Below are 23,015 nucleotides of genomic sequence, written 5' to 3'. Positions count from 1 at the left end.
GAGCGAGCCACCTCCATGCCTGATGCGAACCTTAGAGCGCTCGCTGCTCCGCGATGAGCTCCGCGATCTGAACCGCGTTCAGAGCGGCTCCCTTGCGGAGGTTGTCATTGGAGATGAAGAGCGAGAGCCCACGGCCGGCGGGTGCAGACTGATCTTCACGAATGCGGCCCACGAACGACGGATCACTGCCGGCGGCCTCGAGCGGGGTCGGAACGTCACTCAACTCGACGCCCGGAGCCGCTGCGAGCACCTCGCGGGCCCGATCGGCCGAGATCTCCCGAGCGAACTCGGCGCTGATCGACAACGAGTGCCCGGAGAACACCGGCACTCGCACGCACGTTCCCGCGACGCGCAGCTCAGGGAGCTCGAGGATCTTGCGGCTCTCGTTGCGCAGCTTCTTCTCTTCGTCGGTCTCGCCCTCGCCGTCTTCGACGATGGAGCCGGCGAGCGGCAGTACGTTGAAGGCGATCGGCTTCGTGTAGACCTCAGGTGCCGGGAACTCGATCGAGCTTCCGTCGTGCACGAGCTGCTCGAGCTCGCCCGACTGCACGGCCGCGACGGCCTGACGGGCCAGCTCGCGCGCCCCGGCGAGGCCTGACCCGGATACGGCCTGGAAGGTGGTGACGATGAGCCGTTCGAGCCCGGCTTCGGCGTCGAGCGCCTTCATCACCGGCATCGCTGCCATCGTGGTGCAATTGGGGTTCGCGATGATGCCCTTGCGCGCCTCGGCGATCGCGTGCGGGTTGACCTCGCTCACGACGAGCGGCACCTCGGGATCGAGCCGCCACGCGCTCGAGTTGTCGATGACGATCGCGCCGGCCGCTGCGAACTCGGGAGAGTACTGCTTCGAAGCGGCGCCCCCGGCTGAGAAGAGCGCGATGTCGATGCCGCTCTTATCAGCGGTGGCGACGTCCTCGACGACGATGCCCTCGCCGCGGAATTCAAGCGTCGACCCTGCTGAACGCGCGCTCGAGAAGAATCGGATGCGCGAGATCGGAAAATCTCGCTCGTCGAGCAATCGGCGCATGACCGCGCCCACCTGACCGGTTGCGCCGACGACGGCGACCGAGAGTCCCTGCTGTGCAGCCATGTGTTTCGAAATCCTGTTCTGTGTGTCGTCGAGAAGAAGTTACCGACCGGTGCCGGCGTAGACCGTGGCTTCGGTTTCGGCGTCGAGGCCGAATGCGGTGTGGAGCACGCGGACCGCTTTGTCGAGCAGGTCGGCGCGAGTGACCACCGAGATCCTGATCTCCGACGTCGAGATCATCTCGATGTTGATGTCGGCCTCGTACAGCGCACGGAAGAGCTGAGCCGAGACGCCCGTGCTCGTGCGCATGCCGGCGCCGACGACGGCGAGCTTCGCGATCTGATCGTCATACTGCAGGCTTTCGAACCCGAGCGACTCGCGTTCGGCCTCGAGCGCTTCGATCACCTTGCGACCGTCTCCGAGCGGCACGGTGAACGAGATATCGGTGCGGTTCGTCTGCGCTGCCGAGACGTTCTGGACGATCATGTCGATGTTCGCGTGCGTCTTCGCGACGATCTCGAAGATCTGTGCGGCCTTGCCCGGGATATCGGGCACGCCGCCGACAGTAACCTTGGCTTCGCTCTTCTCTGCAGCGATACCGGTGATGATCGGCTCTTCCACCTGATCTCCCTTCGGATGCCCCTTGGCGGGGTCGTAAACGATGGTTCCCTGCTCGTCGGAGAACGACGAGCGAACATGCAGCACGACGCCGTGACGGCGCGCGTACTCGACGGCTCGCAGGTGCAGCACCTTCGCGCCGGAAGCCGCGAGTTCGAGCATCTCCTCCGCGGTGATCGCGTCGATCTTTCGCGCGAGCGGAACGACGCGGGGATCGGTCGTGAAGATGCCGTCGACGTCGGTGTAGATCTCGCACACGTCCGCCCCGAGCGCGGCGGCGAGCGCAACGGCGGTCGTGTCGGATCCCCCGCGCCCCAGCGTGGTGATGTCACGCGAATCGCGGCTGAATCCCTGGAATCCCGCGACGATGGCGACGGCGCCCTGATCGAGAGCCTCGCGCACTCGGCCAGGCGTCACATCGACGATTTTCGCCGAGCCGTGCTCGGCCGTGGTGATCATGCCGGCCTGGCTCCCGGTGAACGAGAGCGCTTCGATTCCCATGCCCTTGATCGTCATCGCGAGCAGCGCCATGGAGATGCGCTCGCCTGCGGTGAGCAGCATGTCGAGTTCTCGCGGAGCCGGGATCGGCGTGCACGCGTCGGCGAGTTCGAGCAATTCATCGGTGGTATCGCCCATCGCGCTGACGGCGACAACGACCTCGTTGCCCCCGCGGCGGGCCTCGACGATGCGCTTCGCGACCCGTTTGATGCTCTCAGCGTCGGCTACGGACGAGCCCCCGAATTTCTGCACGATCAACGCCACGCGGGTTCCTCCTGAATATCCGAGCCGAAAGCTCAGTCTATCGGACCAGAACTTCGAGTGATGTCTCCGGTTACTCGACCTTACGCCGGCCCTCGAAGGCGCGACCGAGCGTCACTTCATCGGCGAACTCCAGGTCCCCGCCCACGGGCAGGCCCGAAGCCAAGCGCGACACCGGCACCTCGATAGTCGTCAGCAGCCGGGAGAGGTACGCGGCGGTCGCCTCACCTTCAAGGTTCGGATCGGTCGCGATGATCACCTCTTGCACGTGGGTCTCGCCGACCCGACGCATCAGCGCCGGAATGCTGAGGTCGTCGGGTCCGATGCCGTCGATGGGGCTGATGGCGCCGCCGAGCACGTGGTACAGCCCGCGGAACTGGCGCGTGCGCTCGATCGCCACCACGTCTTTCGGCTCTTCGACGACGCAGATGAGGCTCTCGTCCCGTCGCGGGTCTCGACAGATCGAGCACCGCTCATGTTCGGTGATGTTGCCGCATACGTCGCAGAACCGCACCTTATCTCGGACCTCGCTGAGCAGTTCGGCGAGTTTCGACACGTCGAAATTCTGAGTCTGCAGAATATGGAACGCGATGCGCTGCGCCGATTTCGGACCAATGCCCGGCAACCGACCGAACTCGTCGATCAGGTCTTGGACGATGCCGTCGTACACGGTGGAGCCTCCTCGAATGGACGACGTGACATGCGCCGTTCAGCACACACCTTAGTCGCAACGGTGGCGTCGCGACGGTGCAGTCGCGACGTTGCTGATGCCGCTCACCGCGGCGGGAGCGGGCGCTCCTCAACGAACCGAGCACCGAGCACCTCGCGCACCACCGACTCGCCGTAGCGGGTGAACGCCGGTCGAGCTGCCTGGTCCGCAGCCGGGGTCGGGGCCGCGTCTCGCTCATGGGCGGATGCCGACGCCGCGGGTCCGGGAGCAGATGCGGCAGGCGGTTCGGGTGACGGCGCAGGCGCGGGTCGTTCACGCTCCGGCGCTGCAGCGCTCGCCACCGTCGCGTACGGGTCGCCCTCCGCCGAATCGTCGGGGGCTTCGCCTGGGTCACCGGCATACGGGTCGCCAAACGATGCAGGATCGGCGAATCGTTCGTCGAGACCGTCGACTTCGCCCACCGCACCCGTGGGCTGCGCTACGGCATCTGGCATCGCATCGGACGCACCATCCGCCGCACCCGCACCTGACGGTGCCGCTGACAACGACGCTGAGGGTGACGGTGCGGGAGCGGCCGCAGAAGCGGGAGCGGATGAGTTCGACGGGGATGCCGCGACAGCGTCAGGCAGCGGGTCCGCCCATGCGGGTGCCGCGAGCGCTGGACCCAACCCGCTCAGGCGCGCCGCCGCACGGACCATCGGGTCGTTCGGGTCGGGCGCTGGTGCGGGCTCGGGCTGGGGCTCGGTCTCTACGGCCGACGCTGAGCCGGTCGACCGTTCATTCGTTTCGTCGCCATGAAGTCGCCCCGCTTGATGAGGCTCCTCTGCGTCAGCGGCCGTACCGGGTTCGCGAGCAGACCCGTGGCCCGCTGCAGTGTCGCCCGCAGGCATACGCTTCGGCTTGTACTTCACGCTGATGCCGACCGCCGACATGATCGTCTCCCGAAGTGGCCCTGCGCCGGTGGTCTTGAATGCAGCGAGGTCGGATTCCGAGGCGAGCCCAATGGTGAGCACGTCGCCCTCGAGCTCCAATGGCGCCACGACACGGACGGCATTCCAGGCGTCGCGATCGAGCTCGAGCAGCTCTTCGAGCAGATCGGGCCATACCTCCATGAGGTCCTCGTAGCCGCTGGCGTGATCCGATTCCGGTTCGGACTCGGCCGGGTCTTCGCCCGAATCGGGAGCAGCAGCCGTGGTGGGAGCAGCAGCCGTGGTGGGAGCAGCAGCCGTGGTGGAAGCAGGGGCGGTGGCGGCAGCTGACGCAGGAGGCGTCTCGCCCGAGTCGACCGCTGCGTTCGGCGTCGTGAGCGACGGCGCAGGTGCGTCGGCGCCGATGCTCTCGATCTGCGCCGAGCTCAACACCGCCGAAATGGGGCGACCGAACTTCGCCGCGCCCTCGTTCGGGTGCGGCCCTCCGGTGCTCGGCGTCTCGGGACGACCCGGTGCCGAAGTCTGCGCGCGGTCATTGCCTTCGCCGCCCTGCGCCGGCTCGGAGGCCTGGGCGGAGCCCGCTGCCGGACCCGCCGTGGGCCCCGCTGCAGGTGCCCCTGAGCGATCCGTTGCGGGTGCCGCGGAGGGATGCGCTGGCCGCGGTTCTTCGGCGCCCTGCGATTCCTGCGACAGGAACTCCCGTATCGACGCGGCCGTTTGCGCGGCATTCGGGGGTGCTGGCACGTCTGGAGTCGGGGCCGCCGGAGCGGTCACCGTCTGATCAACAGCAGCACTGCGAGCCGCGGCGAGCGCTGCCATCGGGTCGGGTGCGGGCTGGGAAGGTGTGGTGGAGCCCGCGGAGCCCGCAGAGCCCGCTGAGGCCGAACCAGAGGGAGCCGGAGTAGGCGACTGGGCTGCGTGCACGAGGGCTCGAGCGATCATGAGCTCGAGCTGCAGGCGCGGCGCAGTTGCTCCTGCCATTTTGTCGAGAGCGCCGCTCACGACGTCGGCGATGCGCGACAGCTCGCCCGGCCCGAAGGCCCGAGCCTGCTCAAACATGCGTGTGAGCTGATCCTGCGGCACTCCGCGGAAGATCGCCGCCGCACCATCGACAGAGGTGGCATTGACCACGATGAGGTCGCGCAACCGCTCGAGCAGGTCCTCGACGAAGCGACGCGGATCCTGCCCCGTCTGCACGACTCGATCGGTCGCGCGAAACGCCGCCGCGGCATCGTGCGCACCGAAGGCCGCGACCGCGTCGTCGAGCAGCTCCGCGTGCGTGAACCCGAGCAGCCCCGCTGCGCGCTCTGCGGTGACGAGCGGCGTGTCAGACCCGGCGATGAGCTGGTCGAGAATGGACAGCGTATCGCGCACCGATCCCCCGCCCGCTCGCACGACGAGCGGAAGCACGCCGGGCTCAACCTGCACGCCTTCGCTGTCGCAGAGCGACTGCACGTAGTCGATGAGGGTGCCGGGCGCGATGAGGCGGAACGGATAGTGATGAGTGCGCGAGCGAATCGTGCCGATGACCTTGTCTGGCTCGGTCGTCGCGAACACGAACTTCACGTGCGGCGGCGGCTCTTCGACGATCTTGAGCAGCGCATTGAACCCGCCGGGCGTCACCATGTGCGCCTCATCGATGATGAAGATCTTGAACCGATCGCGCGCCGGGGCGAAGACCGCACGTTCGCGCAGGTCCCTGGCATCATCTACGCCGCCGTGGCTTGCGGCATCGATCTCGACGACGTCGAGCGAACCGCCGCCATCGCGGCTGAGTTCGACGCAGCTCGGGCAGACCCCGCACGGCGTATCAGTGGGGCCCTCGGCGCAGTTCAGGCACCGTGCAAGAATGCGGGCCGAGGTCGTCTTGCCGCAACCCCGCGGGCCGCTGAACAAGTAGGCGTGCCCGATGCGACCGGTGCGCAGGGCCGTCATCAACGGTTCGGTGACCTGCGACTGCCCGATCATCTCGGAGAAAGCTTCTGGCCGGTATCGGCGATAGAGTGCGGCAACCACGACACCATGCTACCGGCGGCCGCCGACATTCTCGCCGGGGCCGAGGGCTACCGGAGGCTCAGGTCGGGCGCGGCGAGCCCGTACTCGTGATGCAGCGCCGATTTCGCCGCGTACCAGCCGCACAACCCGTGCACACCGGGACCGGGCGGCGTCGACGACGACGCGAGGTAGATGCCTCGACCGGGGGTGCGCCAGGGGTCGGTCGACAGGGTGGGGCGCGCCACCAACTGAGGAAGTGTGATGGCGCCGGCGCTGAAGTCGCCGCCGTGATAGTTGCGGTTGTAGTGCGACATCTCATCGGCGGTGGTCACCCGCACGGCACGGATCCGATCCCGGAATCCCGGCGCGAAGCGGTCGATCTGCCTGATCACGGGTTCCGCCATGTCGACGGTCGAACCGCTGGGAACATGCGTGTACGTCCACACGGCGTTCACCCCCGGCGCGTTGCGCTGAGGATCGAACTCAGCGGTCTGCGCGAGCAGCACGTAGGGGCGAGCGGGGTGCCCGCCCGACGCCACGATGCGCTCGGAGGCCGCGAGCTCAGGCCGGCTTCCGCCGACGTGCACCGTCGGCGCCTCAGCCACGCGAGGATCGCTCCACGGAATCGGCCCGTCGAGCACGAAATCGACCTTCGTCGCGGCATCGCCGTACGAGAATCGCCGCAGTGCGCGTCGGTATCGAGCGGGCAGCTCCGATCCGGCGATGCGCTCGAGCCCGCGGGCCGAGGTGTCGAAGAGTCGAACGCGGTACGACGAGAGCTCGCGAGCGTCATCGATCGGATGCGCCGTCTCGATGCGTCCTCCGTGCGCGAGCAGATCCGCCGCGAGCGCGTCGGTGATAGATCGGGATCCCCCGATCGGCACTGGCCACCCCACCGTGTGGGCGAGCGTGCCGAGCACCAGCCCGACCCCGGCCGTCGCGAGGTTCGGCAGCCTTCCGATGCTGTGGGCGGCAACGCCCGAGAGCAGAGCCGGAGCCGCGGCCTCCCGAAATCGCAGGTTCCACAGCGGGGTGCCCTGTTCGAGGGCGCGGAGCCCGGTGATCAGTGCGGCGATCGGATGCGCGGGCCACCGCAGCATCCCACCCCCCAGGGTGAAATCGAGTACGTCCGAGATGTTGTCGAGCAATGGCCGGTAGAAACGGCCGTATGCGGCACCGTCTCGCCCCAGTTCCGCGACCGTGCGTTCGAGGTCGTGGTAAGCGATCGCCGCGCGATCCGCCCCGCCCCCGGCCCGGCCGTCGAGCGGATTCGCATACGAGGCCGTGGGGATCGCGAACTCCATGCGGCGTTCGATCTCGAACGCGCGAAAGAACCCCGTCGCGAGTGCCATCGGGTGAATCGCCGAGCACACGTCGTGCAGCACGCCGGGTTCGACGAACTCAGTGGTGCGCGTGCCGCCACCGATGGTCTCGGCCGCCTCGAACACCGTGACCGGAACACCCGCGCGCGCCAGCGTCACCGCTGCGGCAAGACCGTTCGGGCCCGCACCGACGACGGCCGCTCCCCCAGAAGTCTGCATGGTCCGATCGTACTCTTCGCCCGCAATCCCCGCGCTCTCGCATCCGGGAACGAAAAGACTCCCCACGCACCCGCTAGAGCCCAGGTACCCTTGCTTCGTTTCCGACCTGGGGGAGTTCCCTGAGATAGCGCCACGTGGGGAGCCCGACCAGTCTACCCGACGTTGCGCCTCCTTCGGTACGCGGCGGCATCACGCGCGACACCGGCACGCCCGGTTCGAAGCGGGTACGCGCTACTGCGGGGCGTCCGCAGCAGGGTGCCCCTCGAGAGCGAAGATCTCCTCGGCATGCGCCTCGGCGTCTTGGCCCGCGAACTGGGCCTGATAGAGCGTGTAGTACGCCCCGCGCCGCGCGAGCAGTTCGTCGTGCGAGCCCTGCTCGACGATGCTGCCGCGCTCCATCATGAGAATGGTGTCGGCGTCGCGAATGGTGGACAGTCGGTGGGCGATCACGAACGAGGTGCGATCGGCGCGCAGTGCGCTCATGGCCTGCTGCACGAGCACCTCCGTGCGCGTATCGACCGACGACGTGGCTTCGTCGAGGATCAGCAGCGACGGGTTTGCGATGAAGGCGCGAGCGATCGTGAGTAGCTGGCGCTCCCCCGCGGAGAGCGCGGACGCGTTCTCGGTGATGACCGTGTCGTACCCCTCGGGCAGCTGCCGCACGAAGCGGTCGACCATCGTCGCCTCGGCGGCTGCGATCACCTCGTCATCCGTCGCATCGAGGCGCCCGTATCGGATGTTCTCGCGGATCGTTCCCTCGAAGAGCCACGCATCCTGCAGCACCATGCCGACCTGGCTGCGCAGCTCGGCGCGCGACAGATGCGTGATGTCCACGCCGTCGAGCACGATGCGGCCGCGATCCAGCTCGTAGAAGCGCATGACCAGGTTCACGAGCGTCGTCTTGCCCGCGCCAGTGGGCCCGACGATGGCGACGGTGTGCCCGGGGCGAGCCTCGAGCGACAGTCCCTCGATCAGCGGCTGATCCGGATCGTAGCTGAACGACACCTCTTCGAACTGCACGTGGCCGCTCGTCCGCTCGGGCAGCCGCTCAGATGCGGTGTCCGCATCCTGCTCATCAGCGTCGAGCAGGTCGAACGTGCGTTCGGCCGAGGCGACGCCCGACTGCAGCATGTTGGCCATTCCCGCCATCTCGGCGATCGGCTGCGAGAACTCGCGCGAGTACTGGATGAACGCCGTCACATCGCCGAGCGTCATCTGGCCGCCCGTCACGCGGAGCGCTCCCACGACGGCGATCAGCACGTAGCTCAGGTACTGCACGAACTGCATCGCCGGCATGATGGTGCCCGAGAGCGCCTGCGCACGGTACGCGGCGCCGAAGAGGCCCTCGTTACGGCGGTCGAATTCGTCGAGCATCTCTGCGTCGCGGTTGAAGATGCGCACCAGCTCGTGGCCGGTGAACGACTCCTCGATGTGACCGTTGAGGTCGCCCGTGTGCTTCCACTGCGCCACGAAGAGCTTCTGCGCCCGCACGCCGACGACACCCGCGATGATGCCAGAGAGCGGCAGTGCGATCAGCGCGATCAGCGCCAGCTGCCACGAGACGATGAACATCATCGCCGCGATCCCGATCACCATGAGCAGCGATTGCACCAGCTGCGACAGCGCCTGCTGCAGCGCCTGCTGGATGTTGTCGACGTCGTTGGTGACGCGCGAGAGCACGTCGCCCCGCTGGCGGCCGTCGAAGTAGCTGAGCGGCAGGCGGTTGATCTTCGCCTCGATGTCGGCGCGCAACTGGTAGACGACCTTCATCACGAGGCGATTCAAGATGAATCCCTGCAGCCACATCAGCACTGACGCGACGAGATACATGCCGAGCACGATCAGGATCAACCGCCCCAGCAGAGCGAAATCGATACCTTCGCCCGGCACGATCTGCGCACCGGCCAGCACATCGGCGAACTGGTCGTTGCCCGTGGCACGAGCCGTGTCGACAGCCTGCTCCAGCGTGATGTCGGCCGGCAGCTGCTTGCCGAGAATGCCATTGAAAATGACGTCCATCGCCTGACCGAGAATCTTCGGCGCGATCACGGTGAGCACGACGGAGCCGATCACGAGCAGCACGACGAGCGAGAACTGCCATTTGTGCGGCGCAAGCAGCCCGACGAGGCGCTTCGCCGACGGCCAGAAGTGCTTCGCCTTCTTGACCGGCTGCCCGCCCGTCCAATCATCGTTGTCCGGCTGGTAGTCGTCGGGCAGCTCCAGGTCGTCGTTCGCTGCCTGGGCCGAGGATTGCTTTCGAGCCATTACGCCGCCTCCGCCGATTCGAGTTGAGAGCGCACGATCTCGCGATAGACCTCGCTGCTGTCGAGCAGCTGCGCGTGTGTGCCCCGGTCGACGATTTCGCCGGCCTCGACCACGAGGATCTGGTCGGCTTCGGTGATCGTGGAGACGCGCTGGGCCACGATGATGGTCGTGGCGCCCGCCGTCGCGTCGGGAAGCGCTGCGCGCAGTCTCGCGTCGGTGGCGACGTCGAGCGCCGAGAATGAGTCGTCGAACAGATACACCTGTGGTTTCGCGACCAGCGCTCGAGCGATTGACAGCCGCTGCCGCTGCCCGCCCGAGACACTCGTTCCTCCCTGAGACACCGGCTCGTCGAGGCCGAGCTCTTTCTCGCGCACGAAGTCGTCGCCCTGCGCAATGCGCAAGGCCTCCCAGAGTTCATCGTTGCTCGCGTCAGCTTTTCCGAAGCGGAGATTCGACGCGATCGTGCCCGAGAACAGGTATGGGCGCTGCGGCACGAGGCTCACCGTGCGCGCCAGCTGCGCGCGAGTGAGCGCGTCGATCGGCGCGCCGTCGATGGTGATCGACCCCTCCTGCGGGTCGTAGAGGCGGAGCAGCAGGTTAAGTAGCACCGTCTTCCCCGCTCCGGTCGAACCGATGATCGCGGTCGTCTTCCCCGCTTCGGCGACGAAGCTCGCGTCCCTGATGACCGGCTTCTCAGCGCCGGGAAATCCGAAGGTGACCCGGTCGAACTCGATGCGACCGGCCTCGGGCGTGGCCACGGTCTGATCATCGGGAAACGACAGCGTCGAGCGGGTCTCGAGCAGCTCTCGAATTCGCTCTGCGCACACGACAGCGCGCGGAATCATCATCGTCATGAAGACGCCCATCATCACCGCCATCAAGATCTGCAGCAGGTACTGCAGGAATGCCGTCAACGAGCCGACCTGCACGAGGCCGTCGTCGACGCGATGCCCGCCGAACCACAGCACTGCGGCTGTCGCGAAGTGCAGCACCATCATGATGACCGGGAACATGAGCACGAAGACGTTGCCGACCTTGACCGACACCTCGGTGATGTTGCGGTTCGCGACCTCGTAGCGATCGGCCTCGAAGTTCTCCCGCACGAAGGCGCGCACCACGCGGATGCCCATGATCTGCTCGCGGAGCACTCCGTTGATCGAGTCGACGCGGGTCTGCATCGTGCGGAAGAGGGGAAGCAGGATCCAGACGAGGAAGCTGACGATGACTGCGAGGATCGCGACCGAGGCCCAGACGAGCCAAGCCATACCCGCGTCCTCGCGGAGCGCCATGATGATGCCGCCGATGGCCATGATGGGAGCCGTGATCATGAAGTTCAGCGTCATGAGCACCAGCATCTGGATCTGCTGCACGTCATTCGTGCCGCGAGTGATGAGCGTGCCGGCGCCGAACTTCGTGGCCTCAAGCGTGCTCAATGAGTCCACCTTGCGGTAGACCTCGCGGCGCAGATCGCGCCCCACGCCCATCGAGGTACGCGCCCCGAAGTACACGGCGGTGACCGCCGTGGCGACCTGGGCCAGGGAGACGAGCAGCATCGTGCCGCCGGTATTCCAGATGAAGCCGGTATCGCCGCGGGCGATGCCCTGGTCAATGATTTGCGCGTTGAGGCTCGGGAGCCAGAGCGCTGCAATGGTCGACAGCAACTGGAGTACGAGCACGGCGACGATGAACGGCCAGTACTGCCTCGCGTGGCGGAGCGTCAGGGCGATGAGAGCCACGGGGGTTCCTTTCTGCGGGCTGCACCGGAAATCGGGGCGCTCAAGCGTTTCACCCGACCGGCGCGGCCGGAACAAGGTATCACTTCCGGCGGGAGAACGCCACTGTCCCCTTCCGCGCATACAGCAAGGGCAGGTTCACCTCACGGTGAACCTGCCCTCACAGGAAACGAGACTCAGTGCATGAGTCTCATCGAAGCAACTTAGACGAGCTTGACGCCCGCGCCTGCCTCTTCGAGCTTTGCCTTCGCTTCTTCAGCGGCTTCCTTCTTCGCGCCCTCGAGCACGTTCTTGGGAGCCTCTTCAACGAGCGACTTCGCCTCGCCGAGACCCAGGCCGGTCAGCTCGCGCACGACCTTGATGACCTGGATCTTCTTGTCGCCAGCCGACTCGAGGACGACGTCGAACTCGTCCTTCTCCTCGACGGCCTCAGCAGCGGCAGCCGGAGCAGCAGCAACAGCAACCGGAGCTGCAGCGGAGACGTCGAAGGTCTCCTCGAATGCCTTGACGAACTCGGAGAGCTCGATGAGGGTGAGCTCCTTGAACTGCTCGAGCAGCTCTTCGGTGGAAAGCTTAGCCATAATGTTTCTCCTTGATGTGTGCCCTCACGCGAAGCGTGCGGGCGGGGTTGTATAACCGATCCGGCGTGAGCCGAGTCTTACGCGTCCTGCTTCTCCTGCAACGCACCGAAGCCGCGAGCGGCCTTGGCGGGCAGGGCGGCGAACAGCTGTGCAGCACCGACCAGAGCAGCCTGCATGGCGCCGGCAGCCTTGGCCAGCAGCACCTCGCGGCTCTCGAGATCGGCAAGCTTGCCTACCTCAGCGGCGGTCATGGCGTTGCCATCGAAGTAGCCCGCCTTCACCACCAAAAGAGGGTGTGCCTTGGCGAAGTCACGCAGCGACTTTGCGACCGCGACGGTGTCACCGTGCACGAAGGCGAGAGCCGAAGGACCGGCGAGCTCGTCATCGAAAGCGGTGATCCCGGCGTTGTTGGCCGCAATCTTCGTCAGCGTATTCTTCGCCACAGCGTACGTCGCGTGCTCGCGGATGCTGTCGCGGAGTTCCCGCAGTTCAGCAACCGAAAGACCGCGGTACTCAGTCAGCAGAACGGCGTTCGACTCTTCAAACTTCTGCTGAAGATCGGTAACCGTAGCGTCCTTCGTAGCCATGGCGCTCCCTAGCTTGTCGTACCCGCGCGGCGGATGCCGCTCGGGGGCCGCGCCGCTCGGAGCAGTTCGCTCAGGGAATCCCTGGAAACGAAAAGAAGCTCCGGCGCGCATGCACGGAGCTTCATAAGATCGGGATCGAGATCCCGTACTCAAGGAGTTCTGCACCTGCGCAGGTCTCCGCTTTCGCGGACGTTCCGAAATCCTTACGGATTCTACCGGCGGTCTTGGGCCAAGGGAGACTCTACCACCACGTAGCAGGGAACACAAAAGGCGGGAGTGAGGTACGCGATGTGCATCCGGCACCTGCGGCTTCGCCGCGGGTGCTTGCCAGACCCAACCAGCACACCGCGTACCTCACTTCCGCTTTCGCTTCGCCGTGGCAGCAGAGAAGTTCTCCGACAACGTCAAGCGCGCAAGAGCAATGCTCAAGCCACGGGCTTGAGCATGTAGCCCGCGCCACGCACCGTGTGGAGCATCGGGACCCGACCCGCGTCGATCTTCTTCCGAAGGTATGAGATGTAGAGCTCGACGACGGTTGACTTACCCGTGAAGTCGTACGCCCAGACGCGATCCAGAATCTGCGCTTTCGACAGCACGCGATTCGGATTGCGCATGAGATAGCGCAGCAGCTCGAACTCCGTGTTGGTCACCGTGATCGGCTCGCCGGCACGTTCCACCTCGTAGCTGTCCTCATTGAGGGTCAGATCACCGACGCGCAGCACCGGATCGGGGTGCTGCGACAGCGTGAGTTGAGAGCGGCGCACGAGCCCGCGCAGGCGAGCGATGAGCTCTTCCAGACTGAACGGCTTGACGACGTAATCGTCGCCCCCGGCAGTGAGCCCGTTCACGCGATCCTCGACCGAATCGAGCGCCGTCAAGAAGAGCACCGGGAACATCTCGCCCGCCGAGCGCAGGCGAGCGAGCAACTGCATGCCGTCGAGGTCGGGCAGCATGATGTCGAACACCGCGACATCCGGGTTGAACGACTTGATCTTGTCGAGGGCGTCTTGACCCGTGGCAGCGGTCTCGACTTCCCACCCCTCGTAGCGCAGCGCCATGGCGACGAGCTGCGTGATCGACTCCTCGTCGTCGACGACCAGCGCGCGGATTTTTCCCCCATCAGCACGCTGCAATGATTGTGATTCCATTCCCTCGGAATGCTCCTCTCAGCCGATCACACGTCGCGCTCCCCGAACGAACGTGCGTCGCGATGCGATCGACTTCTGACTCCCCAACTCTGCCGCACCTCGTCCGGGTGATGCGGCAGCGTACCTCGGCCTTCAGAGTACCTCTCTCGCCTGCGTTTTCCCCAGTTCCCATACATATACAACCAGTGGTTTTCCCGGGTCAGCTGTGGGGAAGCGCTGTGCCGACGATCAGCAACTCACAAGGTTTTCCGACGGCAAGCGAGCCGCATCACCGCGCTCCAGCGCGTTGCGCTTCGGCGACGCGGAGCCGTGAGAAACTGGAGGGGTGTTCGCCCCCGCCCCAGTTCATCTCCAGCGCATCGTGACCGACGGAACCGATCGCATGGCGTGGATGCGGGCCCGCGCCCGGGGCATCACCGCAACCGACGTCGCTAAGCTCTCAACCTCGCGATCGATCACCGCTGCCGCGCACGAGAAGCTGCACGGCAGTCGCTTCACCGGCAATGTGTACACCGAGCACGGCAAGCTGCGGGAACCCGAGATCGCTTCTTGGGTGCTGCGCGAGTACGAGATCGAACCGAGCCAGGCCCTGTTTCACGCCGAGATGGATCTCAGGCACCTGGCGACTCCCGACGGGCTCGCCTTTCGAGGCACCGGTGCCATTGAGCTCGCCGAGATCAAGACGACGAACAAGGAGTGGCGCTCAATCCCGCGCCAGTACCTGCGCCAGGTGTGGTGGCAGCAGTACGTGCTCGGCGCCGAGCGCACGCTCATGGTGTGGGAACGACACGAGAACTTCGTTCCCGTGGGCGACCCCGAATGCCGCTGGATAGATCGTGACGAGCACGAGATCGAGCGGCTCGTGAAGCTCGCCGGCGAACTCATCGATGTGCTGATCGCCCGCACCACCTGACGTGCGCTGGGGGCGCTCTCCCTCACGCGTCCTGGTGGGTGAAGGTCACGTTCGAATCGGGTCGCTGGCCGAATCGCCGTTCGACGCGGCTGGCGTGCGCGTAGTTGCGTTCGACGAGTTCTTGCAGAGCGTCCGCGGCGGCAAGGACCCCGGGCACATCGGGAATGGTCGTTCGTTCCGCGCCGACGAACAGATCCACGTCCCCGGCTCTGAACATGCGTTGCATCACGGTGCGGCGCGTGCGCACCTCACGGATACGCACGAACGAGACTTCGCTGCGGTGTCGCGAGAAGACTCCCTGGTGCTGGATCACGCGGCGCGTGGTCACGGTCGTGCGATACGTCAGCCAGCCCAGCACGGGAAACAGCCCGAGGAGCAGCGCGACGGCGATCGCTCCGCCTGCCGCCGCAAGATTCATCCAGCCCTGGGGCAGGGCACCCACCCAGTATCCTGCCGCAGCCGCCACTCCGATGAGCACGAGCACCGGCAGCACGAGCCTGCGCCCGTGCCGCCGGAAGCGGAGCACCACCACCTCTTGCTGACCGTAGTCGGCTGGCGCGGGGCCGAGCACCGACTCGACCTCCGATGTCAGCGACTGCGGGTTGCGTGTGGGCATGCCCCTATTGTGCACCGTTCAGCTCTGAGCCCTGAGCAGGAGCTACTGCGAGCCCGCACCGAAGGCGCGAGCCTGATCGCCCAGCGCCGATCCCGCGCTCTCCGCCGCAACCGCAGCCGCTCGAGCGGCATCGTTCGCTGCGTTCGCGGCCTCATCCGCGGCATCGGCGGCGGAAGCGGCGACCGTGGACGCACTTCCTGCGAGTCGGCGCGAGCTCTCGGAGAGCGCGTCTCGGTACCGCTCGTCGCCCGTTGCGGCGTCGAAGCGATCGGTTGACGCGCGATCACCATGGTCGGCCCCGTGGTCACCGGCTGAGCGATCGCTGGCGTCATTCGCTTCGCGCCCAGCACGGCGATCACCGCGCCCGCGCTCCGTGGTTTCACGTGAAGCACGGCCAGCGGCGGCTCCGGCCGCACCGCCCGATACCGCTCCGTTGAGCATGCCCGCGAGGTCGATGCCCACCGTGTCCTTCGCCATCTCGAGGAGGCCCTTGATGTTGCCCATGGCCTCTCCCGCGACCTTCGACGTGCCGTCGGCCGAAACCACGGTCATGTGCTCGATGGCGCCGATGGCGCGCGCGTACTCCGCCGCGATCTCGGGGAGCAGATGGATGAGCTCTTGCGCGAGCACCGCCTGCGACTGCGTCTCGAGTGCGCGTGCGCGTGCGTCGATCGCCGTCGCCTCGGCAGTACCCTTTGCTTCAAGCGCAGCCGCCTCGGCCCGACCCTCGGCTTCGAGCGCTTCTGCGGCGGCGATACGCGCCACGCGGCTCGCCATACCTTCGCGTTCGACGGCCTTCGCTCGACCTTCAGCAGCCGACACCGACGCCGCCGCCTCCGCCTTCGCGAGCGCCTCGACGCGGTACGCCTCTGCCTCGGCGACCGCACGCACATCGGCGTTCAGTCGCTCGGTCTTCAGCGCGACCTCCTTCTGCGCGGTGATCTGCTGCTGCTCGACGATGCCCTGCTGCTGGATCGCCTGCTCGAGCGGCTCAGCTGCCGACGCCTGCGCGGTGGCCTTATCGGTCTCGACCTGGATCTCGGCCTGGCGCAGCTTCAGCTCGCGGTTGCGATCGAGCAGCACGCGTTCGGCGCCGATCTTCGCTTCCTGCGACGCCTGGTAGGCGATCGTCTCGGCGATGTCTGCGGCCTGGCGCACCTTGGCCGCCTCGGGACGGCCGATGTTCGAGATGTAGTCGGCGCCGTCGCGGATCTCTTGGATCTGCAGCGTGTCGACGACCAGACCCTGCTTGGTGAGGGCCTCCTCGGCGGCTTCGAGCACGCTCTGCGCGACAACGGCGCGGTCGCGAATGATCTGCAACACGGTGAGGCCGCCGATGATCGAACGGAGCGAGCCCGAAAGCACCTCCTGCGTCGATTCGTCGATCTCGTCCGAGTTCGAAAGGAAGCGCTGGGCCGCTGCCCGAATCATCTCCTGGGTGCCGCCGACCTTGACGACGGCGACGGCCTGCGCCTGCATCGTGATGCCGTCGGTGGTCTGCGCCTCAGTGGTGATCGAGAGCCGACGCGAACGCAGCGAGATCGTGAACGACTTCTGCACGAACGGGACGACGAAGACGCCGCCACCCGTCACGACCTTCTGGCCCGAAAGGTCGCGGCCGCGATTCCCAGCGGCGTCGACCACCTCCTTGCCTTTGCCGCCGGTCACGATGATCGCCTCATCCGGCTTCGCGATCCGGTATCGCTTGATGATGACGAGCGCGATCAGCACGAGCGCGATTACTGCGCCGAATATGCCGATGATCGCCGGGCTTGCGAGGAACATTACGTCTCCGTTCGATGTAACGGTTGGGCGTGGGATTCAGGAAGTACGGGTTCGACGCGCACCGAAGTCGAGGTCACGACCTGCACGATGCGCACGAGAGCACCGCGAGGCACGGGAGCGTCGGCAGCGGCGGAGAGCGAGATCCGCTCGCCGTGCCGAGTGATGGCGACCTCACCCAGGCCGTTCGCGGGAATGGCGAGTACGACGGCGCCGGTCGATCCGACGAGATCGGACCCGCTCACCGCGGTGTTGGATTCCGCTCCTCTGATGGCGCGGGAGAGCCACCACGCGGCAGCGGCCCCGAGCAACCCCGAGAGCGCGCCGACGATCGTCGCCACCGGCGTCGACATGCCAGCGCCCACACTCGCGAACGACGCGAATCCGAAGATCGCGGTGAACGCCGCGATCGTCGTGAGACTGAGCGGGCCGTCGCCGAAGTCGAATGCGTCGAAGATGCCGTCGAGCAGCAGCGAGATCAAGAGCAGCACGCCACCCACGACGCCGATGATCAAGAAGATTCCGCCATCGAACAGCGAGCCGTCGAGCAAACGCTCGATCCAGTTCATGATGCCGTCCATGGCCGCTCCCTCGATGGCTGTCACTGGGAGAGTACCAAGCGCGCACGGCTCGCGCGCAACGATCGCAAGCCGCACTGCCGGATGCGGGCGGGTCCGAGGCGCTCAGAGCCGGGCGACGGAGGCGAGCAACGCACGTCCATAGGCGGTGCGGGGCGCGCTGAAGAAGCGCCGATCGCCCGATTCCACCACCTGCCCGTCGCGCATGAGGAGCACCCGATCGCAGAGCTCGTGCACGACCCCCAGATCGTGCGAGACGAAGATGATCGAGAGCCCCAGCTCGGCTTGCAGGTGCTGCAGCAGCTCGACCACGCGTGCTTGAGCCGTCACGTCGAGCGCTGAGGTCGGTTCGTCTGCGACGAGCACTTGGGGGTCTGCGGCGAGTGCGCGGGCGATCGCGACCCGTTGGCGCTGGCCCCCCGACAATCGGTCGGGCGTGACCGCGGCGAGATCCGGATCGAGCCCGACCCGGTGCAGCAACTCGCCCACTCGGTGCGCACGGTCAGCTGTTCGCACTCCCCACCCCTCGGTTCCGCTCGCCGCCTCGCGGCCGAATCTGAGTACTTCGTCGAGTGCGCTACCGACGGTGCGGCGAGGCGTCAACGAGGAATAGGGATCCTGCGGCACGAGCTGAATCCGGCGGAGCTCCGCGCGAGCACGGCGCCGTCCGAGCTCGGACCCCTCGAGCCGCACCGAACCCTCCGTGAGCAGCACCCGGCCGGCGATGACGCTGGCGAGTGTGGTCTTGCCCGATCCCGACTCCCCCACGATTCCGAGCACCTCGCCCGCGTCGAGTCGCAGGGAAACCCCGGAGAGCGCACTGAACCCGCCGTACCTGACATGCGCGTCGCGCACATCGAGCAGCGTGTTGCGTGGGCGGGTATCGTGCGTCGGCCGCTCACGGATCTCACTGACAGCAGCCGGGCCGTCGAGCTCGGGGAGCGCCGGCACAGCCGCGAGCAGCGCGCGCGTTTCCGGGGCTCGTGGCGCGGCAATGACGGCATCAACGGCGCCCGCTTCGACGATCTCACCCGCTGACATGACAACGACGCGATCGCACATCTCTGCCACCACCGCGAGATCGTGCGAGACGAACACGAGCGTGAGCCCGCGCTCCGCACGCAGCTCGCGCAGCAGAAGCAGTACCTCGCGCTGCACGGTCACGTCGAGCGCCGTCGTCGGCTCGTCGCAGAGCAGCACGTCGGGCGAGCCGGCGAGCGCGAGCGCGATCACCACCCGCTGGCGCTGACCGCCGGAGAGCTCGTGCGGATACGAGCGCGAGATGCGTTCCGGGTCGGGCAGACGTACCTGAGCGAGGAGCTCGTGCACACTCTTGTCTGCGGCTCGCGCGCTGAGACCCGGATCTGCGGCTCGCACAGCGGCGCGCACGTGGCTGCCGATGCGAGTCAACGGATCGAGCGCGGTCAGCGGCTCCTGGAACACCATTCCGACCGTGCCACCGACTGCGACGCGCCCGGCGGCTGCGCGCGCGCCGCGCGGCATGAGGCCGAGCATCGCGCGGAGGGTCAGACTCTTTCCCGACCCCGATTCGCCCACGATGCCGAGCGACTCGCCTGCCTGCAGCTCGAGATCGATACCGCCCGTCGTGCCGATGAGCGGCGCGCCGCTCGCGGTGTCGATGCGCAGACCGCTGATGCTGACGACTCCGGGATCGACCGCGCCGTCGCTAGGCACGCGGCGCGAGGATCTCGAGGCTCTCGAAGCTCTCGAGGCTCTCGAGGCTCTCGAGGCTCTCGAACGCTGCGGGCCGCGCGCGCCGCCCACCCGCATCAGGTCGCCGATCCCGTCGCCCAGCAGCGACAGCGCGATGCCGGTCAGCACCACGGCAAGACCGGGCGCGGCGGCGAGCCACCAGTGGGTCGTGACGAACTGCTGAGCGTCGGCGATCATGGTGCCCCAGTCGGGCGTCGGCGGGCGAATGCCCAATCCGAGATAGCCGAGGGTCACGATCGCGACCATGATGAGCACGATCTCCGTTGCGAGCAGCACGATCGCCTGCGGCAGCACGTTCGGCAGCACGTGGCGCATCAGCACCCGAGCATGCGAGAGTCCACTGCCCCGGGCGCTCGTGACCCACCCCGCATTTCGCAGAGCGGCGGTCATGGCCCGCAGCACGCGGGCGTACCCGACCCAGCCGACGAGGGCGAACGCAGCCACGATGCCGCCCGCCCCGGCTCCCAGCGCGAAGACGAGTGCGATCACGATGATGTAGAACGGAAACGCGATGACGGTGTCGGTCACGCGCGACGCGACCCAGTCGGTCGCGCCCCCGAAATACCCTGCGGTGAGGCCCACGGCGACGCCGATCACGAACGGGGCGAGCGAGGCGAGAACGGCGATGCCGAGGTCGATACGCGCGGCGTAGAGCATGCGAGAGAGCACATCCCGACCGAGCTGGTCGGTGCCGAACCAGTGCTCGGCCGATGGCGGCAGCAGACCCTGCGTGAGATGTTGCTCTGTGGGCGAGAACGGTGCGAGCACCGGTGCCGCGAGCGCCACGGTGAGCAGCAGGGCGGTCAGGATCGCGCCGGCGATGAACGCCGGCGACCGGCGCAGACCGCGTGCGTCGCGCTGAGCGGTCATCGTGCCTCCGGCGCCCGGTCGACAGGAACGGGCGCCTCGCCGGCTTCGGGACCCCGCTCCGAGCGCGGAGTCTCGCCCACGCGCAATCGCGGATCGAGCGCGCTTCCCAGCACTCCCGCGAGGGTGGTGACCAGCACCACGGCGATGGCGCAGTAGAGCGCGACGCCCTGCACCACCGGAAAATCTCGGGTGCTGATCGATTGGAACAGGAGCGATCCGAGCCCGTTGATGCCGAAGACGCGCTCGATGACGAGCGTTCCGCCGATCAAGTAGGCCGTGTTCACGCTGAGCAGGGTGAGGGCGGGGAGCGATGCGTTGCGCATCACGTGGCCCCACAGGATCCGGCGTTCTGAGACACGGGCCGCCCGAAGCGTCGTGACGAAGTCGGCGTCGAGCGTGTCGATGAGCTGAGCTCTGAGCGATCGGATCAGCGGTGGGGCCATGCCGAGCGCGACGGCGAGTGCGGGCAGGAACAGGCTGCGGAGGGGCTCGCCCGGCCCCGATCCCACGCCCCCGACGGGAAACCATCCGAGATGCACCGCGAACACGATGATGAGGAGGAGACCGAGCCAGAACAGCGGCATGCCCATACCGACAGCGGGTAGGATCCGCACGAGGTGATCCACCCACCCGTCACGACGCAGCGCGGCGGCGAGCGCCAACGGCACCGCAATGACCACCGCGAGCACCAGGGCGAGCGCGACGATGCCGGCGCTCACCGGGGCCGTCTCCAGGATGAGCTCGCGGGTCGAGACGCCGGTGACCAGTGACGCACCGGTATCGAAGTGAAACACGACTTGCCCGACGAAGTCGGTGAACTGGCGCCACAACGGCTGATCGAGGCCGAGCTGCGCGCGCAGTGCGGCAACGGACTCGGGGGTTGCCCGCTCCCCCAGGATCATGGCGGCCGGGTCGCCGGGTACGAGGCGCAGCAGGAAGAAGACCGCCACGACGACCCCCAGCATCACCGGCACGGCGCGGGCGACGACGCGCCCCGCGGCCTGCACTCCCCGTTTCACCACGATCCCACTGTATGGCGTCGCCTTCGGCTACTGCGCGCCGCCGGCGAGCCACGCGTCTTCGAAGCGGACGCTGCCGTTCGGGAGCACGGAGAAGCCGTGCACGTCGTCGCGCGTCGCCTTCAGATTCGCCGGGAAGAACAGGGGAATGTAGGGCACCTCATCGGCGAGGGTCTGCTGGATCTCCTGGTAGATCTGCGTGCGCTCCTCACCCTCGGGGGTCGAGCGCCCCTGCAGCATGAGTTCGGTGACCCGCTCGTTCGAGTAGTGCGTCCAGTACGACTTGCTGAACCCGTCAGGATCGGCCTGGAACGTGATGAACCCGTTGGGATCAGGGGCATCGGACTGCCCGCTGTTCAGCATGAAGTCGAAGTCGTACGCGAAGAAGCGCTCGCGGAATGCGGCGATGTCGATCTGCTCGATCTCGACGTCGACATCGATCTGCGCAAGGGATTCCTGCACGATCTGGGCGATCTGCGCGCGCTGCGAGTCGCCGCTCGCGAGCAGCAGCGTGACCGAGAACCCGTCGGGGTACGCCGACTTCGCCAGCTCGGCCCGCGCGGCGTCGAGGTCAAAGTCGAGCGGCTGCACCGTCTGGTTTGCGGAGTCGGTGATGGTCGGGGGCAGCAGCGCGTTGGCGACCTCGGCCGTGCCGAACGTGGTCGCCTGCGTGATGCCCTCCCGGTCGAGCGCGAGAGCGACGGCGCGGCGCACATGCTCGTCGGCGAACTGCTCCCGCTGCGTGTTGAAGAAGACCTGCTCCGTCGACCAGCCGCTCGTCTGCGACAGCACCGTGCCGTTGCCGCTCTCGATCTGCGCCGCGTTCGCCGCAGGCACGTCGTCGATCGCGTCGAGCTGACCGGCCGAGAGCTGTTGCTGCAGCTGCGTGTCATCGGCCACCAGCTTGTAGACGAGCGAATCGACGTACGGCTTGCCCTCCTGCCAGTAGTGCTCGTTCTTCACGAAGGTGAGATCTCCGTTCGGGTCCCACGACTCGACCACGAATGGGCCGGTGCCGACGGGATCCTCGAAGAACTCTTCCTCGCTCGCGCCCCCGAAGTCTTTCGGGAAGATGCCGTTCGAGAAGCTCGCGAGTTCCGAGAGGAATGGGGTGTAGCGTTCGCTCAGCGTAATGGTCACTTCACGGTCACCCGTCTCCGTAATGGCCTCGATCGGAGCTTCGAGCGGGAGCGGCCCGCCCACCTCGAGGTGCCGTTCGAGCGAGGAGATCACGTCGGCGGGCGCCACCTCGGTGCCATCCGAGAACGAGAGACCCTCGCGCAGTGTGAACGTGTACGTGAGTCCGTCGTCGGATTCCTCATAGTCCGCCAGCCACGCGACGATCTTCCCGTCTGCGTCGAAGCTGACGAGCGGTTCGAAGATCTTGTCGATCGCGAACGCGTTGTTCGCGGTGATCTGCTGGTTCAGGTCGAGGCCGGTCACTGCGGCGACGCGGCCGAACTCGAGTGTGCCGCCGCTCACCGGATCGCCCGCATCAGCGGGTCCGGCGCCGCTCGTGGACGATCCTCCCGCGCACGCGCTCAGCAGCAGTGCGGCGGAAAGCGCGATCGCTACGGCCCCGATGCGACGACCGGGGCGTCGATGGCCGTCGAGCTGGAAGTGACGATGGGTGGGGGTCACAGGTGATCC

The 23,015-nt window shown here is 66.9% G+C and carries 17 protein-coding genes and 1 other RNA gene; 1 reads left to right on the top strand and 17 read right to left on the bottom strand.

The genetic code is table 11. From position 1 onward, the window contains the following. Window positions 1–31 precede the first annotated feature (31 nt). From AB0O71_RS04375 to AB0O71_RS04325, 11 genes are all read right to left on the bottom strand, one after another. Window positions 32–1,090, bottom strand: a complete 1,059-nt coding sequence (locus AB0O71_RS04375; protein WP_363742484.1) for an aspartate-semialdehyde dehydrogenase — start codon at window positions 1,088–1,090, stop codon at window positions 32–34. 39 nt (window positions 1,091–1,129) lie between these two features. Continuing rightward, window positions 1,130–2,407: an aspartate kinase gene (locus AB0O71_RS04370; protein WP_363742482.1), complete on the bottom strand. Its 1,278-nt coding sequence runs from the start codon at window positions 2,405–2,407 to the stop codon at window positions 1,130–1,132. 70 nt (window positions 2,408–2,477) lie between these two features. Beyond that, complete coding sequence (gene recR, locus AB0O71_RS04365; RefSeq protein WP_363742480.1) at window positions 2,478–3,074, bottom strand: recombination mediator RecR; 597 nt, start codon at window positions 3,072–3,074, stop codon at window positions 2,478–2,480. A 104-nt stretch (window positions 3,075–3,178) separates the two neighbouring features. After that, window positions 3,179–6,019: a DNA polymerase III subunit gamma and tau gene (locus tag AB0O71_RS04360; protein ID WP_363742477.1), complete on the bottom strand. Its 2,841-nt coding sequence runs from the start codon at window positions 6,017–6,019 to the stop codon at window positions 3,179–3,181. A gap of 47 nt (window positions 6,020–6,066) precedes the next feature. After that, complete coding sequence (locus tag AB0O71_RS04355) at window positions 6,067–7,539, bottom strand: NAD(P)/FAD-dependent oxidoreductase (RefSeq protein ID WP_363742475.1); 1,473 nt, start codon at window positions 7,537–7,539, stop codon at window positions 6,067–6,069. A 50-nt stretch (window positions 7,540–7,589) separates the two neighbouring features. Further along, window positions 7,590–7,686: signal recognition particle sRNA small type (ffs, locus tag AB0O71_RS04350), an RNA gene on the bottom strand. Window positions 7,687–7,770: 84 nt separating this feature from the next. Then, a complete protein-coding gene (locus AB0O71_RS04345) occupies window positions 7,771–9,804 on the bottom strand; it encodes an ABC transporter ATP-binding protein (RefSeq protein WP_363742473.1) in 2,034 nt (677 codons plus the stop codon). After that, the gene (locus AB0O71_RS04340; RefSeq protein WP_363742471.1) at window positions 9,804–11,540 is read right to left on the bottom strand and encodes an ABC transporter ATP-binding protein; all 1,737 of its coding nucleotides are present in this window, start codon (window positions 11,538–11,540) and stop codon (window positions 9,804–9,806) included. The genes AB0O71_RS04345 and AB0O71_RS04340 overlap by 1 nt, the downstream gene beginning before the upstream one ends. Before the next feature lie 200 nt (window positions 11,541–11,740). Continuing rightward, entirely contained in the window at window positions 11,741–12,118 is a 378-nt protein-coding gene (gene rplL / locus AB0O71_RS04335; RefSeq protein ID WP_010154996.1) for a 50S ribosomal protein L7/L12, read from the bottom strand. A 77-nt stretch (window positions 12,119–12,195) separates the two neighbouring features. Continuing rightward, entirely contained in the window at window positions 12,196–12,705 is a 510-nt protein-coding gene (gene rplJ, locus AB0O71_RS04330) for a 50S ribosomal protein L10 (protein WP_058593907.1), read from the bottom strand. Window positions 12,706–13,130: 425 nt separating this feature from the next. Further along, window positions 13,131–13,853, bottom strand: a complete 723-nt coding sequence (locus AB0O71_RS04325; protein ID WP_363742468.1) for a response regulator transcription factor — start codon at window positions 13,851–13,853, stop codon at window positions 13,131–13,133. Window positions 13,854–14,235: 382 nt separating this feature from the next. On the opposite strand from AB0O71_RS04325, the gene AB0O71_RS04320 reads away from it, so the two are divergent. Beyond that, complete coding sequence (locus tag AB0O71_RS04320; RefSeq protein ID WP_363742717.1) at window positions 14,236–14,766, top strand: YqaJ viral recombinase family protein; 531 nt, start codon at window positions 14,236–14,238, stop codon at window positions 14,764–14,766. A 22-nt stretch (window positions 14,767–14,788) separates the two neighbouring features. Here AB0O71_RS04320 and AB0O71_RS04315 read toward each other — a convergent pair whose 3' ends face one another. The 6 genes from AB0O71_RS04315 to AB0O71_RS04290 form a co-directional block, all read right to left on the bottom strand. Beyond that, window positions 14,789–15,382, bottom strand: a complete 594-nt coding sequence (locus AB0O71_RS04315) for a PH domain-containing protein (protein ID WP_363742465.1) — start codon at window positions 15,380–15,382, stop codon at window positions 14,789–14,791. A 42-nt stretch (window positions 15,383–15,424) separates the two neighbouring features. Then, window positions 15,425–17,167 carry an SPFH domain-containing protein gene (locus AB0O71_RS04310; protein ID WP_363742462.1) on the bottom strand — a complete coding sequence of 581 codons (1,743 nt, stop codon included), beginning with the start codon at window positions 17,165–17,167 and terminating at the stop codon, window positions 15,425–15,427. Next, window positions 17,167–17,769, bottom strand: coding sequence for a hypothetical protein (locus AB0O71_RS04305; RefSeq protein ID WP_363742459.1), 603 nt, complete (start codon window positions 17,767–17,769; stop codon window positions 17,167–17,169). Before AB0O71_RS04305 ends, AB0O71_RS04310 begins: the two co-directional genes overlap by 1 nt. Before the next feature lie 78 nt (window positions 17,770–17,847). Further along, on the bottom strand, window positions 17,848–20,346 hold the full coding sequence (locus tag AB0O71_RS04300; protein WP_363742454.1) for an ATP-binding cassette domain-containing protein: 2,499 nt from the start codon (window positions 20,344–20,346) through the stop codon (window positions 17,848–17,850). Next, window positions 20,343–21,368 carry an ABC transporter permease gene (locus tag AB0O71_RS04295; protein ID WP_363742452.1) on the bottom strand — a complete coding sequence of 342 codons (1,026 nt, stop codon included), beginning with the start codon at window positions 21,366–21,368 and terminating at the stop codon, window positions 20,343–20,345. Before AB0O71_RS04295 ends, AB0O71_RS04300 begins: the two co-directional genes overlap by 4 nt. Window positions 21,369–21,395: 27 nt before the next feature. Then, window positions 21,396–23,006 (bottom strand): ABC transporter substrate-binding protein, encoded by a 1,611-nt coding sequence (locus AB0O71_RS04290; protein WP_363742449.1) that lies wholly within the window; start codon window positions 23,004–23,006, stop codon window positions 21,396–21,398. Window positions 23,007–23,015 lie beyond the last annotated feature (9 nt).

Origin of the sequence: Leucobacter sp. NPDC077196 (assembly GCF_040687075.1) — a bacterium.
Classification (GTDB): Bacteria; Actinomycetota; Actinomycetes; order Actinomycetales; family Microbacteriaceae; genus Leucobacter.
This window is presented reverse-complemented; position numbering and strand designations above follow the sequence as displayed.

What these genes read in the sequence shown, in the direction of transcription:
- AB0O71_RS04355 (WP_363742475.1), bottom strand. Translation starts at nt 7,539, where the DNA reads ATGCAGACTTCTGGGGGAGCGGCCGTCGTCGGTGCGGGCCCGAACGGT.
- AB0O71_RS04300 (WP_363742454.1), bottom strand. Translation starts at nt 20,346, where the DNA reads ATGACCGCTCAGCGCGACGCACGCGGTCTGCGCCGGTCGCCGGCGTTC.
- AB0O71_RS04375 (WP_363742484.1), bottom strand. Translation starts at nt 1,090, where the DNA reads ATGGCTGCACAGCAGGGACTCTCGGTCGCCGTCGTCGGCGCAACCGGT.
- AB0O71_RS04310 (WP_363742462.1), bottom strand. Translation starts at nt 17,167, where the DNA reads ATGTTCCTCGCAAGCCCGGCGATCATCGGCATATTCGGCGCAGTAATC.
- AB0O71_RS04345 (WP_363742473.1), bottom strand. Translation starts at nt 9,804, where the DNA reads ATGGCTCGAAAGCAATCCTCGGCCCAGGCAGCGAACGACGACCTGGAG.
- rplJ (WP_058593907.1), bottom strand. Translation starts at nt 12,705, where the DNA reads ATGGCTACGAAGGACGCTACGGTTACCGATCTTCAGCAGAAGTTTGAA.
- rplL (WP_010154996.1), bottom strand. Translation starts at nt 12,118, where the DNA reads ATGGCTAAGCTTTCCACCGAAGAGCTGCTCGAGCAGTTCAAGGAGCTC.
- AB0O71_RS04315 (WP_363742465.1), bottom strand. Translation starts at nt 15,382, where the DNA reads ATGCCCACACGCAACCCGCAGTCGCTGACATCGGAGGTCGAGTCGGTG.
- AB0O71_RS04325 (WP_363742468.1), bottom strand. Translation starts at nt 13,853, where the DNA reads ATGGAATCACAATCATTGCAGCGTGCTGATGGGGGAAAAATCCGCGCG.
- AB0O71_RS04320 (WP_363742717.1), top strand. Translation starts at nt 14,236, where the DNA reads ATGGCGTGGATGCGGGCCCGCGCCCGGGGCATCACCGCAACCGACGTC.